Origin of the sequence: Rouxiella sp. WC2420, assembly GCF_041200025.1 — a bacterium.
In the GTDB taxonomy this organism is placed as follows: domain Bacteria; phylum Pseudomonadota; class Gammaproteobacteria; order Enterobacterales; family Enterobacteriaceae; genus Rouxiella.
Genome location: NZ_CP165628.1, coordinates 701011 through 719311, shown reverse-complemented (window position 1 = coordinate 719311; position 18301 = coordinate 701011). Strand labels below are relative to the sequence as shown.

The following is an 18301-nucleotide window of genomic DNA, read 5'->3' as shown; positions in this document are numbered from 1 at the left end:
CGACACTCATGGACTTTTCCCGCTTTTTTATCGACCGGCCAATCTTTGCGGCTGTACTGTCGATCCTGATTCTGGTCACTGGGGCTATCGCTATTCCGCTGCTGCCGGTAAGTGAATACCCCGATGTGGTACCGCCCAGCGTTCAAGTTCGTGCCCAATATCCCGGTGCCAACCCGAAAGAGATTGCCGAAACGGTGGCAACGCCGTTGGAAGAAGCAATCAACGGCGTTGAAAATATGATGTATATGAAATCGGTTGCCGGGTCCGACGGCGTGCTGGTCACCACCGTGACCTTCCGCCCGGGTACCGATCCCGATCAGGCACAGGTTCAGGTGCAAAACCGCGTTTCACAGGCCGCGGCTCGACTGCCGGAAGACGTGCAACGTCAAGGCGTGACCACTCAGAAACAGTCCCCCACCATGACTTTGGTGGTGCATCTTTATTCGCCATCAGGCAAGTATGATTCACTGTATCTGCGTAACTACGCCACCCTGAAGGTGAAAGACGAGCTGGCGCGCCTGCCGGGCGTCGGTCAGGTGCAAATTTTTGGTGCTGGTGAATACGCGATGCGCATTTGGCTCGACCCCAACAAGGTCGCTGCTCGCGGGCTGACTGCCGCTGATGTCGTCACCGCGATACGCGAGCAAAACGTTCAGGTCTCGGCGGGTCAATTGGGTGCCGAACCGTTGCCAAAAAACAGCGATTATCTGCTGTCAATTAATGCCCAGGGTCGTCTAAAGGATGAAACCGAATTCGGTAATATTATTCTTAAGACCAGCGAAGATGGTTCGATTGTCCGCCTGCGTGATGTCGCGCGTATTGAAATGGGCTCAGGCAGTTATGCCCTGCGTTCGCAGTTAAATAACAAGGACGCCGTCGGTATTGGTATTTTCCAGGCTCCTGGCGCTAACGCTATTGATTTGTCCAACGCAGTACGCGCCAAGATGGCCGAACTGGCAACTCGCTTCCCTGACGGGCTAACCTGGCGTGCACCTTACGATCCCACCGTATTTGTGCGTGATTCGATAAGCGCCGTGGTGCATACCTTGCTCGAAGCAGTGGTGTTGGTGGTGCTGGTAGTTATTCTGTTCCTGCAAACCTGGCGTGCCTCGATAATCCCACTGCTGGCTGTGCCTATTTCGGTGATAGGTACTTTTAGCATCTTGTATTTGCTCGGCTTTTCACTGAACACCCTTAGCCTGTTTGGGCTAGTGCTGGCGATCGGGATTGTAGTCGATGACGCCATTGTAGTGGTGGAAAACGTCGAGCGTAATATCGAGGAGGGGCTGGCTCCGCGCGATGCAGCCCATCAGGCAATGCGCGAAGTCTCTGGCCCCATCGTGGCGATTGCGCTGGTGTTGTGTGCGGTATTTGTGCCGATGGCCTTTCTTTCCGGGGTAACGGGTCAGTTCTACAAGCAGTTTGCGGTCACTATCGCCATTTCTACGGTTATCTCGGCGATTAACTCGTTAACCCTCTCCCCCGCTCTGGCCGCGCTTTTACTGAAATCTCACGGCTCGCCTAAAGATCTGCCAACGAGATTGATCGACCGCCTGTTCGGCTGGCTATTCCGACCGTTTAACCGCTTTTTCAACGCCAGTTCGCACGGTTATCAGAAAGCAGTTTCTAAAACTTTAGGCCGCCGTGGAGCCGTGTTTGTGGTCTACATTCTACTGTTGGGGGGTGCCGCATTAATGTTCAAAGCCGTGCCAAGTGGATTTATTCCGACTCAGGATAAACTTTATCTGATTGCCGGAGTAAAAATGCCAGAAGGTTCTTCACTGTCACGTACCGATGCCGTTATTCGTAAGATAAGCGCCCTGGGACTACAAACCGACGGCGTGATCGACGCGGTAGCTTTCCCCGGCCTGAACGCCTTACAGTTCACCAATACGCCCAATACCGGTACGGTGTTCTTCGCGCTGAAACCACTGAGTGAACGCACCCGCTCTGCGGCGCAGATCAATGCCGAGATCAATGCCAAGCTTTCGCAGATTCAGGAGGGGTTTGCCTTCTCGATTATGCCACCACCGATCCTTGGGCTAGGTCAAGGTGCCGGTTATTCGCTGTATATTCAGGATCGTGCAGGGTTAGGTTACGGCGCGCTGCAAACGGCGGTCAATACTCTGTCTGGCTCGATCATGCAGACGCCGGGAATGGGCTTCCCGATTTCATCTTATCAGGCCAACGTTCCGCAGTTAGAGGCGAAGGTCGATCGTGATAAGGCCAAGGCACAGGGTGTGTCGCTGGATAACCTTTTCAGCACGCTGCAAACCTATCTGGGCTCGTCTTACATTAACGATTTCAACCGCTTTGGCCGCACCTGGCAGGTGATTGCCCAGGCTGACGGGCCTTTCCGCGAAAGCGTGGAGGACATCGGCAACCTGCGTACCCGCAATGATCAGGGCGAGATGGTGCCTATTGGCAGTATGGTAGACATCACCACCACCTATGGCCCGGACCCGGTAATTCGCTATAACGGTTATCCGGCGGCGGACCTGATTGGTGATGCCGATCCGCGCAAGCTGTCTTCTTCACAGGCAATGACCGAAGTGGCCGCCATGGCAAAAAATCTTCTGCCTAACGGGATGAATATCGAATGGACCGACCTAAGCTATCAGCAATCGACTCAGGGTAATGCGGCGCTTATCGTGTTCCCAATGTCGGTATTGTTGGCGTTTCTGGTGCTGGCGGCGCTGTATGAAAGCTGGACGCTGCCGCTGGCGGTGATTCTCATCGTGCCGATGACCATGCTTTCAGCCTTGTTCGGCGTCTGGCTGACTGGCGGCGACAACAATGTGTTTGTGCAGGTCGGATTGGTAGTGTTGATGGGGCTGGCCTGTAAAAATGCCATTCTAATCGTAGAATTCGCTCGCGAGTTGGAGCTGCAAGGCAAAGGGATTGTCGAAGCCGCGCTGGAAGCCTGTCGCCTGCGTCTGCGCCCCATCGTCATGACATCGATTGCGTTTATTGCCGGGACCGTGCCGCTGATCCTTGGCCACGGAGCCGGTGCCGAAGTCCGGGGGGTAACCGGAATAACCGTTTTTGCGGGCATGCTCGGCGTTACTCTTTTTGGCCTGTTCCTGACGCCGGTATTCTATGTTGCGTTAAGAAAACTGGTCACCCGCAAAGCCGCGCCAGCCGCCGAGCAGGTAACCGCTAGCTAAATCCGCATCTGCCAGAAACAACAAAGGGGACTCGCTATCAGGCAAGTCCCCTTTTTTATTCAGATGTTGTTAATTATTTAACGGACAACTCGGCACCGGTGCAGTTATAGCTGCCATTTTGCTCAAACTCTGCCAGCGCGTCTGCGACGGTATAGCGAGCGAGAACCGCCATCGAAGCCTCTTCGGCCTCATAAACTACCGATTTGAAATAACCACAGGCATTGGCACTTACCAGGCACTTTGCCGACCCTTCCGGTCGAGCGGCCCACAGGCGTTTATCTTCAATGACCGCGGTATAAATATCGCGCAGGGTAATCGCGTCGGCCAGCCGCCCAAGGCGAATGGAACCGGTTCGGCCCAGCGTCGAAACAATAATGCCGTGATGGGTAAGCGGCACCATCAGTTTACGAATAAAGCTGGGATTGGCTTCCAGGCTCGCTGCCAGAGTCGCACTGGTACAGCGCTGTCCTGACTTTTCAGCCAGTGCCACACTAAAAACCATCTGCATTGCTGTCGGAAAGCGAAAATCTAACATGTCGTTATCCTGGGAAAGCGGGATTAAAAATAAACACTTTCGGCAGATAAAAACCTCACTGACGAAGTGCTCAATAATATAACAAAAGCTGGCGTATTTTTGAAGTTTAGGGGCACAGAAAGGCGGTTCGCAGCACAGTTAGTGCAGTTAAATTGCGATAAAACAAGGATTGGGATGCATGGGCTGAATAATTGGGGAATTTTATTTAGGGTGGAGGCATCAGCACCTTCCACCCTGCCCCTCATTCATTGTTGAAAGAGGGATTTTTACGGGATTGGCTCGCGATTACGCGCTCAACCAACCCAATTTGATCACAAACAGAATCGACAGAATAATTAGCGCCGCATTCAGTTCACGACCGCGGCCACTCAACAGTTTTACCAGTGTCCAGGTGATAAAGCCGAAAGCGATACCGTTGGCAATTGAGTAAGTCAGCGGCATAGTCAGTGCAGTGACGGTAACCGGCGCTGCAACAGTGATATCTTTCCAGTCGATTTCAGCCAGACCTGAGGTCATCAGTACCGCAATGAACAACAGGGCCGGTGCGGTTGCAAATGCAGGAACGCTGCCTGCCAGTGGAGCAAAGAACAAACTCAGCAGGAACAGGATACCGACAACGATTGCGGTCAGGCCAGTACGACCGCCCGCCTCGACGCCAGCTGCGGATTCAATATAGCTGGTCGTGGTCGAGGTCCCCAGCAATGAGCCAAACAGTGCTGCAGCGCTGTCGGCAATCAGAGCGCGCCCCATTTTTGGAATATTGCCGTCTGCGTCAGTCAGGCCTGCGCGTTTGGTGACGCCAATCAGGGTACCCGAGTTGTCGAATACGTCGACGAACAGGAAGGCGAATACTACGCTTATCAGGCCAATGTTAAAGGCACCCTTAATATCCAGCTGCAGGAAGGTTGGGGCGATAGAAGGCGGCATCGACATTACGCCACCAAACGGTGAATAACCCAGCGCGATAGACAAAATTGTCACCGCAAGAATACCAATCAGCACGGCACCGGTCACTTTACGGGCTTCCAGCACCACGATGATGATAAAACCGAGGATCGCAAACAGCGGTCCAGGCTTGGTCAGATCGCCAATACCCACCAGCGTGGCCGGATTACCAATCACGATACCCGAGGTTTCAAGCGCGATTAGCGCCAGGAACAGGCCAATACCAGCGGCGATCGCCGAGCGCAGCGGTAGAGGAATACTGCGAATAATCCATTCACGGATTTTGAAAATTGATAACGCGAAGAAAATACAGGCCGAGAGGAACACGGAACCCAGCGCGATATGCCAGTTGTAGCCCATGTGCAGCACAACGGTATAGGTGAAAAAGGCGTTCAGCCCCATACCTGGCGCCAGCGCGATAGGGTAATTGGCAATGAATCCCATTAATGCGGAACCGATTGCGGCAGCCAGACAAGTAGCAACAAATACGGATCCTTTGTCCATACCGGTCGCGCCTAATATAGATGGGTTTACAAACAGGATATAAGCCATTGCCAGGAAAGTGGTCAAGCCTGCCAATATCTCGGTACGCACGTTAGTGCGATGAGCTTTGAGTTTAAAAATTTTCTCTAACATTAGATGTCTCTCGGTCGCGTTGTATGAATTACACGCTTGTTATAAGTTTTGTCTTTCAAAACACGTCCGCGAGCCAAGAGTCAAAATATCAAAGATTCGTCCGACTCTATTTAAAGACACACGGAGTTATGGCGTGTTTTGACGAACCCTGTCATCACTGCTGCTACATTTATAGCCTATTTGTATAAAAAACGTCTGATGTGACTGTTTTACAAAGAACCACCGTACAATCTAGGAAAAATAGGTGATGCAGTCCATAATAGATATCTCACTAATTCACTGCAAAAATTAGTACACCTCTTATGTCACCATTTTCTCGCTTTTCACAATATTTTGTAGAAGTTGCCCGAACGGGAAGTTTACGCAAAGCCGCAGAAACTTTGCACGTTTCCGCATCGGCAATCAACCGGCAAATTTTGCAGGCTGAGCAGACCATGGAAACACCATTATTTGAGCGACTGCCTACCGGTCTTAAGCTGACCTCAGCTGGGGAAGTACTGTTCGATGACATCAAGCGCTGGCGTAAAGAATTCGCCCGAACCCGAGAGCGCTTTGACGAAATGCAGGGCCTGCGCCGCGGACACGTCAGTATCTCGATGATTGCGGCATTGAGCGAAGGTATGGTCGCTCAGCTGATTGCTGACGTTGGCAAAGAATTTCCCTACCTGACCTTTAATATTCGCATCGAGGAAGGGCGCAATATCAGTGAACACGTCAGTTCGGCCGAGGTGGATTTTGGCCTGCTGCTCGACCCGATTGAACATACCGGCCTGGAGGTGCGTGCCTTTGCTGAACTGCCCATTGGTATCGCTTTGCCGATCGGCCATCCTCTGGCCGAAAAAAAGGTCCTCTCTTTCAGTGAAATCACTGAATACCGGCAGATTATTCCGTCGGAACCGCTGATGGTCAACGCCCGCGCCAAGTTGCTTTACAATCGCTATCAACTGCACGAAACGCCGTCGATTGTCTGCAATGATGTGCGCATGATGCGCGAACTAATCCGAATGGGAGCAGGCGTTGGCGTGCTGAGCCTGCTGGATGTGATCCCCGATTTGCAGGAAAAACGCCTGGCGTTTGTGCCGTTGCAGGGGCATAGCGTGAAACCGCTGACCCTTGCCCTGTGCGTTGCACCTCGCCGTCAGCTTTCGCGAGCGGCACAAATCGTGATTCAAAAAGTGATCGTGATGATGGAACAGCTGGTGCTGTAGACCTAAAAAAAGGGCGTAAAGAATCGCCCCTTGGCTTATGGCGGGTTAATCGTCGTCGCGTTTTCGCAAGGCAAACCAGCCCGCAATGGCAGTAAAAATCGCCACCACCAGCACCAGCAACACAAATCCGTGCGGATTGGCAGCCAGTGGAATACCACCGACGTTCATGCCGAAGAAACCGGCCACAATGTTGATCGGCAGCGCCAGCACAGTGATTACGGTCAAGACGTACAGTGAGCGGTTGTTCTGCTCCATCTGACTTGAGGAGATTTCCTCCTGCAACAGGCGAATACGCTCGGTTAGTCCAACCAGGTCGTTAAGTACCACGGTGAATTCTTCGGCAAACTGGCGTAAGTCTCTGACGACTTCAGTGCCAAGCCAGCGTGGCGGTCGATTCATCAGGCGAAACAGCGCAGCCGGTTCCGGTGCCAGCAGACGTTGAAAGCGCAAAAGTTGCCTGCGCATACGACCCAGACGGGTACGATTTTTCTTAACCAACCCGCTGAGTAACCTTTCTTCGATTTGATCGACATAAAGATTAGCCTGGCGAACAATTTGCTCCAGCACGTCTTCCTGCTCTTCAAGCAAATGCACCAACAATGCCGTTGGCGAGCTTGGCGTAAACTGATCCAGCCGTCGAAATAGCCGTTCGATCAATCTTACCGGCTTGTGGCGCGCGGTGATTACCAGTCCGGTGCAACAGTAAAGCCACAGCGTAGCGGTCTCTTCGCCGGAACCGTCCTGATGGAAGTTGGCATCATTGAGCACCGCGAACAGCACATCATTCTGGCTTTCTATCCGCGTGCTGTGCGAGCCTTGGCGTATTTCCTCGAAGAAAAAATCTTCAATCGCAAACTGCTTGCGCAGCCATTTTTCAGATGCAGCGTGATTAAGATTGATATGCAGCCATAAAAAACCGGGAGCATTTTTCTGCTGCTGATATTCATCAAGGATCTGCCCGGAAGTGACTCGCCTTGGGGGCAGATGTTCCTGAAAGACAAAACCATAAATCAGTCCTGTGACTTCGTCGCTAAAGTCTACTTTGTGCGTTTTATCTTCCAGCATATTTTATGGGTAATCTTCGGGAACATTGCTTAATTACGCCAACTGGCAGATAAAAATCAACCTATTTCAGCGCGATTAGATAATATAAATCCCATAATAAATCAGAAACTTAAATGTCATTTTTACTTCATAAAAGTGTCATGTTTATTACCAATAATCCTAGTGGAATTAATTGGCATACAGCAAGACATTTGAGGGAAAGCGTTATGGCTATGCACGAAAACGGTACAGCAGGTGAATTCACCTTTAACCAACGCTTATTACAAGAATTTTATGACAGCTACGATGAAGAGCTGGAAATGGAACTGGACGACCGCCGCCTTGGCGACGGCGAGCCGGATTCAGACGAACAAAAAACCTGGCGCAAACAGTATTTCCGCGAGCTGCTGCGTTTGCAGGGCGAGCTGGTAAAAATGCAAGATTGGGTGATGCGCACCGGTCATCGCATCGTCATTATTTTTGAAGGCCGTGATGCCGCAGGAAAAGGCGGCGTGATTAAACGAATTACTCAGCGGCTAAACCCTCGCACCTGTCGCGTTGCTGCGCTGCCCGCCCCTAACGATCGCGAACGCACGCAGTGGTATTTTCAACGTTATATCGCCCATCTGCCCGCCGCTGGTGAAATAGTCCTTTTTGACCGCAGTTGGTACAACCGCGCAGGTGTTGAAAAGGTGATGGGATTTTGCAGCGACCAGGAATATGAGGAGTTCTTTCGCAGCGTACCCGAATTTGAAAAAATGCTCACCCGCAGCGGTATCCAGATAGTGAAATACTGGTTCTCGATTACCGATGAAGAGCAAGAACTGCGCTTCCTGAGCCGTATTCACGACCCGTTAAAACAGTGGAAACTCAGCCCGATGGATCTTGAGAGCCGTCGACGTTGGGAGAATTATACTGCCGCCAAGGAAGTGATGCTCAAACGTACGCACATTCCAGAAGCGCCCTGGTGGATAGTGCAAGGTGTAGACAAGAAGAAAGCCCGCCTTAATTGCATTAATCATTTGCTGGAACAGGTGCCGTATGAAGAAACAGAGGTGCCAACTATTCAACTGCCGAAACGTACCTATAGCGATGATTATCAAAGAACAATGCTGCCAGAAACCATGATCGTTCCCGATCTTTACGACTGACCCATGTTTTAACGCAGCGCGACAAAATAGGCCGACTCGACGCTGGATGCGCGGTCGGGCTAATTCTCGGTGATCAGCTTTTTTTCGCTCAAAAAGTCGATAAAAACGCGAATTTTTGGCAATAAATGGCGGCTGCTTGGCCAGACTATTGAAAACTTTCCTGCATCATCCAAGTAGTCCTCCAGCACTGAAATTAATTCCCCCGAAGCCAGATACTCTTTCACAATAAACTGCGGCGCATAAGTCAGGCCAATGCCGCGCAGCGAAGCCTGCAACAAACCTTCAAGATTGTTAAACGACAGTGCGGTGGGGATAGTTCCCTGAAATTGGTTATTGAAATCCCAGCTTTGAACATGTCCATTTTTTGGAAAGCGATAACGCAGGCAATGATGCTGCTGCAAATCTTCGGGCACGATAGGCTGCGGGTGGCGTGAAAAGTAATCCGCGCTGCCGACAATCACAAAGCGAAACGGTCCCAGATTTCTCGACATCATTTCCGAATCGGTTAGCTCGCCGCTGCGCATTGCCACGTCAATCCCCTCGGCGATGATATCCACCATACGGTCGCTGAAATCTAATTCCAGCTCGATTTCTGGGTAACGCTGCATAAATTCCGACAAATAAGGCAGCAGTATCCGATACCCTATCGCCGGTAGGCTGACTCGCAGCTTACCGCGTGGTTGAGATGACAGGCGTGAGAGTTCATGTTCTGCCTCCTCTATTTGCGAAACAATTGTCTGGCAGCGTTCAAAAAACAGCTGACCTTCGTCAGTAAGGCTTATGCGCCGCGTGCTGCGATTAAACAGCCTGACGTTAAGTCTAGACTCAAGTCGCGCCACGCTCTTGCCGACAGCCGAGGCGGAGATACCCAGTCGTTCACCCGCTGCTGTAAAACTTTGACACTCGGCGGCGCGCACAAACGCCAGCATACCGTTGATATTATCCATTTAGCTGTTCTCAACGTCCGATTAGAGCGATTTTGTCCTTAATCATCGGACAGATAACCCATTTCAGTCAAATTAAAGACATTTTATCATCATGGGCCTCATCCTCTCTGGAAAATTCTCATGAGTAATCCCACTGTTACCGCCGCGCAGGCGAATAAAACTCCGGTGCTGGTCGCCATCTGCCTGGCGGCGATTATTCTGCCATTGAGCTTCGTTAGCGGTTCCATTGCTACCCCGGTTATCAGCCGCGAACTGGGCGGCAGCGCTCAGGCCCTAAGCTGGATAACCAACGCCTTTATGCTGAGCTTTGGCTGTTTCCTGATGGCCGCTGGAGCGCTGGCCGATGAAATTGGCCGCAAAAAGGTCTTTATCATCGGCGTCTCACTGTTTGCGCTATTTTCTGGACTGATCGGCTTTAGCTCAAGCCTGATATGGATTGACCTGATGCGAGCTGCACAAGGTGTTGCCGCTGCTGCCGCGCTGGCCGGAGGTTCGGCTTCGCTGGCACAAGAATTTGAGGGGCGAGCACAAATGCGCGCCTTCAGTATGCTTGGCACCAGTTTCGGCGTTGGACTGGCGTTTGGACCGTTTCTCGCCGGGCTGCTGATTGCCCATTTCGGCTGGCGCGCGGTGTTTTTATCCTCCATGGTCATCGCCCTGCTTTCACTTTCAGTGGCCGTCACGCGCCTTAATGAGTCGAAAAACCCTAACGCCGCGGGAATCGATTGGCCCGGCACGGTGCTTTTCACCGCTATGTTAGCGTTGCTGACTTGGGGGCTGATGGAAATTCCTTCCAAAGGAACGACCAGTGTCGAGGTGCTGGGCCTGCTCGGCGCAACTGTAGTACTGCTGATTTTATTTGTAGCAGTTGAACGCAAAGTGCGGCATCCGATGCTGGATCTCTCGCTATTTCGTTATGCCCGTTTTATTGGCGTGCAGGCATTGCCACTGTCCACGGCCTTTGCTTTTGTGGTGCTGCTGGTGCTGTTGCCGATGCAGTTTATCGGCATAACGGGTATGAACGAGGAACAGGCCGGACTGATGATGATGGCACTATCGCTGCCGATGCTGATTATTCCAATGTTTGCTGCCTTGCTAACCCACTGGATTTCTGCAGGGCTGGTTTGCACCTTAGGTCTGGTGATTTCAGCGATTGGACTGGGCTGGCTCAGTCAGGCGATTGCCAGTCAGGACATGTTCGCCGCGCTGGCGCCTATGGCGCTCATCGGCATCGGTATTGGTTTGCCGTGGGGCCTGATGGACGGACTGTCGATTAGTGTGGTGCCAAAAGAACGCGCTGGTATGGCAACCGGTATCTTCAGCACCACCCGCGTGGCGGGTGAAGGCATCGCTTTAGCTATCGTAGGTGCAATGCTGGCGGGGTTTGTCGGCCAGGGGATCCAGCAACTTTCTCTTGCAAAAGACAGCCACACGGCAAGCCTGGCCGTGCAGCGCCTGGCAACTGGCGATCTGCATCAGGCGCTGCTGGAATTACCTTCCACCAATGCTTTGCAGCTCACCGCCATTTATGCCAGCGCGTTTCAACACCTGCTACTGTGGCTGGCGGCAATAACGCTAATATCGGCAGCGATTGTTTTTGCGGCACTGTGCCTGAAAACAGTCCCAACCGAGGTTAGTGAAACGCTTTGCGAACCGGATCAGTGAAAACAGTTTAAAAAATTCGCATGCTCCAATCCCATTCGCAACACGAGATCTGCTTGATAATGATTTGAATCTACTCAATAAAGAATTAGATCTCCTTCATAAAGAGTTAGATACGCTGGAGAAACTGCGTCAGGATCTTATTTGCATAGGCGCGGGTAGTTTCGTCCGTTAACTGCCCCTCACTGATCTTTTGGCCCACAAAGGTGATCGCCACTTCCGGCAGCGGATCGAGCTTGCACAGCATTGCGGCCAGCGTTTCACGCAGCTGATACTGCGCTCTGACACCGCCCAGCGCGCCCGGAGAAAGGGTTACGAACATCACAGGCTTGCCGACCATACAGCTGGTAAACGCCGGACGAGAAAGCCAGTCGAGGGTATTTTTCAGCACGCCGGGAATGCCGTGGTTAAATTCAGGCACGACCATCAACACCGCATCGGCGCTGGCGACCAAATCGCGAGCCTGAAGCACATCGACCGGGCCATTTGGCGTGTCAAAATCCTGGTTGTAATAAGGAAGTAAGCCGATGTCCAGATTGGCAAACTCTGACCCGGGCGGCAGCATCTCAGCCAGAGAATTCAAAACAATTTTACAGTAGGAATCGTTACGCAGGCTGCCTGCCATGCCCACAATACGCAAGGGTTTGGTCATGATGTTTTCCTTTTTCAATGGTAATGACCCACTTGTTAACGAATTAGGGGTTGTTAACGAATTAGGGGTTGTTAACAAATAACTACGAGCAGCGAATGAGTGGCATTATGACGCAATCGGTGATAAAAACATTCGCATAAGTGACAACAAGCTTTGAGGTTATGCCATGTTTGTTCACGCCCCGATTGAAGCAAAACGTTTTACCCATTCTGCTGGTACGCAGGTGGCTGAACATTGGCATCCGCAAGGGCAGCTAACCTTCGTCACTCAGGGTACCTCCTCCATTACCACCGCCGAGGGTTGGTGGCTAGCGCCTCCCGGTCGTGCAATCTGGGTCACTCCAGACATGCCGCACACTGCCGCTTACAGCGAGTTTTCGGACGTAATTCAATTGCTAATTCCCCCGTCTCTTTGCGTTACGCTGCCGCAGGCCTGCCGAACATTACAGGTATCGGATTTGTTGCGCGAGCTGGCGCTTGAGGCACTGACCTTTGCAGCACCGGGTCGCAATAACCATGATATTCCGGCTATTTGCCAGCTTATTGTTCATCAGCTTAGCGCTGCGTCGGCAGGGATTGCTCTGTTTATTGCCAAGGGCAAAGATCGCCGACTCAGACAGATAACCAGCCTGTTGCAGCTGGATCCTGGCAAAAATTATTCATTGGAAACGGTTGCCGAGATAGCCGCCTGCAGCCCCCGAACGTTGGCTCGCCTTTTCCAGGCCGAGACCGGCATGAATTTCACTCGCTGGCGCGACCATTTACGAGTCGTCACGGCGGTAGACAGGCTGTCGCGGGGGCAAAATATCACCCAGGTGGCGCTGGAGCTTGGCTATCAAAGCCCCAACAGTTTTTCAACGATGTTCACTCGGCTGCTGGGTGAGCCGCCGAGACGCTTTATGAATAATTTACGCCTGGCGAAAAACCTGCCCGCCCCCAGCTAGAGACTCTTATATTCTTTGATTACTTCAATCACCCGTTGTGCCGCTGGAGACAGCGTATTCTCGGCCAGATAAGTGATACCAAAACTGCGGGTCATAGCCACGTCGTCGTTCAAAACGCGCACCAGTCGAGAGGCAAAAACCTCTTCGGACAGGCTATTCTCAGAAATGAAACTCAGCAATCCACTCTCGGCGATTAGCTCGGGCGCGGCGGCCAGCGAACTTATCTCGATTCGCACATCCAACGCCGGACAATGGTTAGCAAAAAAGTAACGATCGAGCCATTTCCGCATGGCAACACTTTTTGCCGGCAGGATCCAACCGTAGCGACTGAGTTGAGCTGCGCTGGCCTCTTTACCCGCCAAAGGATGATGCCTGCTCGCGGCGACCACCACGCGGTCTTCGGTAACCGGTAGCGTAATGACCGGCCTATCGCCCTTCACAATCGGTCCGAGAATAAAATCCAGCTCATTGCGCCTCAGCATGCCGTAAAGCACGTCATTCATGCCGATTTGTATTTCAAGTTTGATATTCGGGGCCAGCTGCTGCATCACGCGGCATACCGCAGGCAGCAAAAACTGCGTGGCTGAACCAGCACTTCCCAGACGCACTACCCCAGAAAGTCCAGCGCCCATTTCGGCTATCTGGCGAAGGGTTTCATCAAAAGAATTCTGTAATAGCCGACCGCGTTGATAAAGCAATTGCCCCGCTTCGGTCAATTCCAATCCTCGCCCTAGCCGCTTAAAAAGTCGGGTTTGGCACAGCTTTTCGAGTCGAGAAATGGATTTAGACAAGGCTGGTTGAGTTAAATTAAGGTTTTGTGAGGCGTATCCCAAATGCTTGAGTTCCGCCACTTTAAGGAAGTAGATCAAGTCTTTGTTATTCAAATGCTATTCCTTAAATTCATCGGTTTCGTAAAATAATATATTAGACGTAATCAATTCCCACAACAATAATCCAACAACGCCGTGCGCACAACATAACTAATGGACCATACGATTTGATATAAAATGTAACCACCTATTTTTCATAGGCTTAAAAAGTGAAATAAAATAGTGGGTATTGCAAAGCATTAAAGAATAAAAAAGGAAAACTCATGTACCTGGCTCTCATAGGTTATATTCTTATAGCCTTCTTGATGTTTTTCTTGATCAAAGGAAAAGCAGCCCCCATATCTTTATTTATATTTCTTTCAGTTATCGCCGGATTTGTTGCAGGATATTCTCCCGCGTTAATGAATGGTTATATTATTAAAGGCGTGATGCAAACTGCGCCTAATGCGGTCCTATTTACTTTTTCTATTGTATTTTTCAGTATTATGACCGAGGCTGGAGTATTTCAACCGCTAGTTGACTGGCTGACTCGACTGGCTGGAAATAACGTCGTCGCGGTAGTCACCGTGACCGGTATTATTGCGCTGGTCGCACATATTGACGGCTCTTCGGTGCCATCGGTATTGATTACCATCGGCGCCATGCTACCGGTTTACCAGAAGATGAAAATCCGGCCGGTGGTGCTGCTATGCCTGCTTGCCTGCGGAATGGGAGTGACCAACATTACGCCATGGGCCGGGCCGCTGGCGCGCGTTGCTGCGGTTTCCGGGCTGGACGTCAACGAGCTTTATCATCAGCTAATCCCGGTACAGATTATTGGTCTGGTCTGTGTTTTGGCCCTCGGCGTGATATTGGGTTTTCAGGAAAAACGCCGAATTACTAATAATCTGCCTATTCCCGAGACTCTTGAAGAACCCAGTAAAAACGTTGCCGACAGCGAACATGCAACGCTCAATAGCGGCCGCCTGAAGTTCGCTATTAACGTGCTATTAGTTGTTGGTGTCACTGTATTATTACTCGTGACTCACCTACAGGCTTACGTAATATTTATGTGCGCTTTTGCCGCTGCCATGTTACTCAATTACCCATCACTCAAGGGCCAGGAGGCGGTGATGAAAAAATATGCCTACGGTGCTTATATGATTTCAGGCACGGTGATGGCTGCAGGGGTATTTGTCGGTATATTAAGCGGCGGCGGAGATAAATCGATCCTGACTCAAATGGCCAATGTGGTATTAACTGTAATGCCTGATTCTCTCGGCCCGCATTTACATATTATTATGGGTATCGTTGGTGGCCTGATCGGATTTGTCATTGGACCTGATGCCTTCTTTTATGGCATTTATCCATTGGTGGCGAAAGTCGGCACTCATTTCGGCGTTTCGTGGCAGGAGATGGGGCTGACCATGGTGGTAGGCAAAAATATTGCCATGATGATAAGCCCGGTATTTGCGACCACTTATCTGGCGTTAGGTTTGACTGGCGTAGAGTTGCGCGATCATATCCGCTACTCGTTCGTACCTGTGGCAGTAATTTCGCTGATGATGGTATTTTCGCTGGTATTAACCGGGACAGTGCCGCTGTAAATTTGGCATACAAAAAACCCCGGACGAATCAATAAATTGTTCTGTTCGGGGGCAGGTATTTTACAGCGCTTTAAGAATTTTTATCGTCGCGTCAACGTCAATTTCGTCTTCCGAAAACACATAAGTGCTGTTTTGGAAGGTCGTGATCAGCAGCTTTTTGACGGTGCGCGTCGCCGACCTGGTCTCTTCATCTTTCGGCTTGATGCGGTTCATCAACAAGCCTACAGACAATACGGCGTTCTCTTTATCAATTTTTGAATCACCGGGCACTTCTTCGCTAAAGGCCAGGAAAGACTTGATGCTGGTGATTTTGATGCGCTCACCGGCAATATGAATGTGTTTGCTCTCTGGCGCGACTTTCACCGCGAAAGCTGATAGCCCTTTGGTATTGGTGGTCGGCTCAAAGGTCACCACGGCATCTTTTTTGATTAAATCAGGATTGGCGACTTTAATCACATGGAAATAACGGTTATCGCCGTTTTCATCTTTGATAAAGCCAAAACCTTTATCTTCAAACCAGGTTGTGATTACACCGTTCATCGCTCTTACCGCCTAATAAATTCGTTCAAAAATGCCTGCTTTTACCCGTTATGTTTTACGAAACGATGGGGTAAAACAGTGAAGTCGCCTAGTTTAATGCACATTGACCGCGAAGTCCTGCGAATTGCACGTCGATTGCTCGATAAAAATGGCTGTGACTGGCTCATTTAGCGTGCTTTGCGAAAGGTCAGATTAAAGCGGTACTGGCCTGTCAGCGGATGCTCTCCCGCTTTGAGCGGCAAAATACCATGATAACGCAGACGCGCCGGGCCACCCCACACAACAATGTCGCCGTGTGTCAGATTGACTCGTTGCGTTTTATCGCTGCGTTCTAATCCCCCAAACTGAAATACCGCAGGTAGCCCCAGAGAAATCGACACAATTGGCTGGCCCATGTCCTCTTCGTCTTTATCCTGATGCAGAGACATTTTGGCACCAATCTGATAACGATTTATCAGACAGGCATCGGGCATAAAGTCGTTAAATCCGGCATCGCGTGCAGCGTGAATAGCCAGAGTGCGAAAGATATCGGGCATTGCAGGCCATTGACGCTCGGTTTCTGGCGATACGGACTGATAACGATACCCGTGCCTGTCAGTTATCCACCCTAAATCACCACAGTTGGTCATCGCGACCGACATCGCATAACCTCCCGGCGTAGCGCGATACTGAAACGGCACCTCGCTGGCAATGTTATCAATAGCCATCAACAACGCACGATCGTCAGCCAGCGCTGCGCCACGCAAAACGACCGCGCCGGGGCACAGGTCCTCACGCCAGCCTGGATGAAAATCAGGGTGATCGAAAAGATCCAGAGTCATGCAACCTCCTGCAAGAAACGTAGCCTTAAGTATAACAGCCCTGACGGCAGGCAATAAAAAAGCCCGGGACAATGTTATGTTCCGGGCTTCAATTTTTAGCTTATTTAAGCAAACCTTTTAACTGCCGCTTTTCTCTTCGCCGACAAGCCCTACTTTCAAGTAACCGGCTTTACGCAGGTTATCCATCACGCTCATGATAGTCGCGTAGTCCACTGACTTGTCAGCGCGGAAGAAAATAGTCGCCTGTTTGTCGCCGGAGGTTTTCTGATCGAGCATCGAACTCAGATTCGCAGCGGTAATCGCATCATCGCCGAGGAACATCTGGTTGTCCGCTTTTACCGTCAGGAAGATAGGCTTGGGCGGTCGCGGCTGTGCCTGAGCAGTCGAGGCAGGTAAGTTCACCCGCACATCAACCGTCGCCAGAGGTGCTGCAACCATAAAGATGATCAGCAGCACCAGCATAACGTCGATAAACGGCGTGACGTTAATGTCATGCATTTCGCCGCTTTCATCGAGGTCGTCGTTTAAACGAATTGCCATGATTGACTTACCCTACGCGTAACTGATGACCCGACTGAGCGCGCGGTGCTTCTTCAGCACTTGCCGCCAAATCCAGATCACGCCCCTGCAACAGCAGAATTTGTGCTGCCACGTCGCCAACCTGATGGCGGTATGACGCGATGGTACGAGCGAAAATATTGTAAATAACCACGGCCGGGATCGCGGCAATCAGACCTACCGCCGTTGCCAACAGTGCCTCGGCAATCCCTGGCGCCACTACGGCCAGATTGGTGGTTTGCGTTTGAGCAATACCGATAAAACTGTTCATGATGCCCCACACGGTGCCGAACAGGCCGACAAACGGAGAGATGGCACCGATAGTCGCCAAAATTCCGTTACCACGGCCAATATAGCGACCGGCGGCAGTGACTCGGCGCTCAAGGCGGAAACCGGTACGATCCTTGATACCACCGTTGTCGGTAGAACCGGCAGATAGCTCAATCTCGTTTTCGGCATCGCGCAGCATCTGGCTACTGATGCTGTTGTCAGAGAAACTCTCAGACTGTTCCAGCGCTTCCTTCAGAGAACGAACCGGCAGCAGAGCTGATAATTCACGGCGCAAACGACGGCGACCGGCAATAATTTCGGTGCCTTTGCTAAACAGCAGAGTCCAGGTCACCACGGAGGCCAGCAGCAGGCCAATCATGACGATTTTAACTACGATGTCCGCGTGCTGATACATGCCAAGTACTGAGAGATCTTTCGGAATCACAGGCGCTTGGCTGTCTTGAGCCAAAGCTTCACCGTTCATGCTTTGCAGTACTGGCGCTGCGCTACCGTCGGTGGCAGTCGGAGCTGCTGCGCCAGGAGCGGATGAAGAGGTTGACGCCGAAGGAGTCACTGCCTGTGCTGCATTTGAAGAAGGCGTCGCCCAGGCGCTGCCGCTTAACCCTGCCATCAGCACCACTGAGGCCATTACAGTACCGATTTTCGCTGCACCGCTTTTACGCGTACTCATCATCTGTTTTACGTCCGTCAAAAATGACACCGCTTTATTCATCTCAATGCGACACGCTTGCACGTAGCGCCTCCAGCCGTGATCAATAGATTGAATATATTAATAGCGGCAAATG

The 18301-nt window shown here is 51.3% G+C and carries 16 protein-coding genes; 6 read left to right on the top strand and 10 right to left on the bottom strand.

All coding sequences use genetic code 11. The annotated features are described in order from the left end of the window. Positions 1-8 precede the first annotated feature (8 nt). Positions 9-3167 (top strand): efflux RND transporter permease subunit, encoded by a 3159-nt coding sequence (locus AB3G37_RS03455; RefSeq protein WP_009639164.1) that lies wholly within the window; start codon positions 9-11, stop codon positions 3165-3167. Between the two features lie 73 nt (positions 3168-3240). Here the strand turns inward: AB3G37_RS03455 and AB3G37_RS03450 are convergent, their stop codons facing one another. Further along, on the bottom strand, positions 3241-3702 hold the full coding sequence (locus AB3G37_RS03450; RefSeq protein WP_009639163.1) for an Rrf2 family transcriptional regulator: 462 nt from the start codon (positions 3700-3702) through the stop codon (positions 3241-3243). A 285-nt stretch (positions 3703-3987) separates the two neighbouring features. Next, on the bottom strand, positions 3988-5283 hold the full coding sequence (locus tag AB3G37_RS03445) for an NCS2 family permease (RefSeq protein ID WP_009639162.1): 1296 nt from the start codon (positions 5281-5283) through the stop codon (positions 3988-3990). Positions 5284-5585: 302 nt separating this feature from the next. Between AB3G37_RS03445 and AB3G37_RS03440 the strand changes: the two genes are divergently transcribed. Beyond that, entirely contained in the window at positions 5586-6491 is a 906-nt protein-coding gene (locus AB3G37_RS03440; RefSeq protein ID WP_009639161.1) for a LysR family transcriptional regulator, read from the top strand. 45 nt (positions 6492-6536) lie between these two features. On the opposite strand, the gene AB3G37_RS03435 is transcribed toward AB3G37_RS03440, so the two are convergent. Next, positions 6537-7556 carry a transporter gene (locus AB3G37_RS03435; protein WP_369789716.1) on the bottom strand — a complete coding sequence of 340 codons (1020 nt, stop codon included), beginning with the start codon at positions 7554-7556 and terminating at the stop codon, positions 6537-6539. Positions 7557-7762: 206 nt separating this feature from the next. Between AB3G37_RS03435 and ppk2 the strand changes: the two genes are divergently transcribed. Continuing rightward, positions 7763-8686 carry a polyphosphate kinase 2 gene (gene ppk2 / locus AB3G37_RS03430; RefSeq protein ID WP_369789715.1) on the top strand — a complete coding sequence of 308 codons (924 nt, stop codon included), beginning with the start codon at positions 7763-7765 and terminating at the stop codon, positions 8684-8686. Positions 8687-8745: 59 nt separating this feature from the next. Here the strand turns inward: ppk2 and AB3G37_RS03425 are convergent, their stop codons facing one another. Beyond that, on the bottom strand, positions 8746-9633 hold the full coding sequence (locus tag AB3G37_RS03425; RefSeq protein WP_369789714.1) for a LysR family transcriptional regulator: 888 nt from the start codon (positions 9631-9633) through the stop codon (positions 8746-8748). A 120-nt stretch (positions 9634-9753) separates the two neighbouring features. Here AB3G37_RS03425 and AB3G37_RS03420 point away from each other — a divergent pair, with 120 nt between their 5' ends. Then, a complete protein-coding gene (locus AB3G37_RS03420) occupies positions 9754-11298 on the top strand; it encodes an MFS transporter (protein ID WP_369789713.1) in 1545 nt (514 codons plus the stop codon). A 106-nt stretch (positions 11299-11404) separates the two neighbouring features. Here the strand turns inward: AB3G37_RS03420 and AB3G37_RS03415 are convergent, their stop codons facing one another. Beyond that, positions 11405-11947 carry an NADPH-dependent FMN reductase gene (locus tag AB3G37_RS03415; protein ID WP_009639156.1) on the bottom strand — a complete coding sequence of 181 codons (543 nt, stop codon included), beginning with the start codon at positions 11945-11947 and terminating at the stop codon, positions 11405-11407. A 166-nt stretch (positions 11948-12113) separates the two neighbouring features. Here AB3G37_RS03415 and AB3G37_RS03410 point away from each other — a divergent pair, with 166 nt between their 5' ends. Then, a complete protein-coding gene (locus tag AB3G37_RS03410; protein ID WP_369789712.1) occupies positions 12114-12890 on the top strand; it encodes a helix-turn-helix domain-containing protein in 777 nt (258 codons plus the stop codon). Here the strand turns inward: AB3G37_RS03410 and AB3G37_RS03405 are convergent. Next, complete coding sequence (locus tag AB3G37_RS03405) at positions 12887-13774, bottom strand: LysR family transcriptional regulator (protein WP_369789711.1); 888 nt, start codon at positions 13772-13774, stop codon at positions 12887-12889. The genes AB3G37_RS03410 and AB3G37_RS03405 overlap by 4 nt on opposite strands. Before the next feature lie 209 nt (positions 13775-13983). On the opposite strand from AB3G37_RS03405, the gene AB3G37_RS03400 reads away from it, so the two are divergent. Beyond that, a complete protein-coding gene (locus AB3G37_RS03400; RefSeq protein ID WP_369789710.1) occupies positions 13984-15306 on the top strand; it encodes a CitMHS family transporter in 1323 nt (440 codons plus the stop codon). A gap of 60 nt (positions 15307-15366) precedes the next feature. Here AB3G37_RS03400 and AB3G37_RS03395 read toward each other — a convergent pair whose 3' ends face one another. The 4 genes from AB3G37_RS03395 to exbB form a co-directional block, all read right to left on the bottom strand. Continuing rightward, positions 15367-15846 carry a cold-shock protein gene (locus tag AB3G37_RS03395; protein WP_009639152.1) on the bottom strand — a complete coding sequence of 160 codons (480 nt, stop codon included), beginning with the start codon at positions 15844-15846 and terminating at the stop codon, positions 15367-15369. A gap of 167 nt (positions 15847-16013) precedes the next feature. Then, positions 16014-16667 (bottom strand): DNA oxidative demethylase AlkB, encoded by a 654-nt coding sequence (gene alkB / locus AB3G37_RS03390; RefSeq protein ID WP_369789709.1) that lies wholly within the window; start codon positions 16665-16667, stop codon positions 16014-16016. 117 nt (positions 16668-16784) lie between these two features. Further along, positions 16785-17207, bottom strand: coding sequence for a TonB system transport protein ExbD (exbD, locus tag AB3G37_RS03385; RefSeq protein ID WP_009639150.1), 423 nt, complete (start codon positions 17205-17207; stop codon positions 16785-16787). Between the two features lie 7 nt (positions 17208-17214). Further along, on the bottom strand, positions 17215-18189 hold the full coding sequence (gene exbB / locus AB3G37_RS03380) for a tonB-system energizer ExbB (RefSeq protein WP_369790880.1): 975 nt from the start codon (positions 18187-18189) through the stop codon (positions 17215-17217). Positions 18190-18301: the final 112 nt, after the last annotated feature.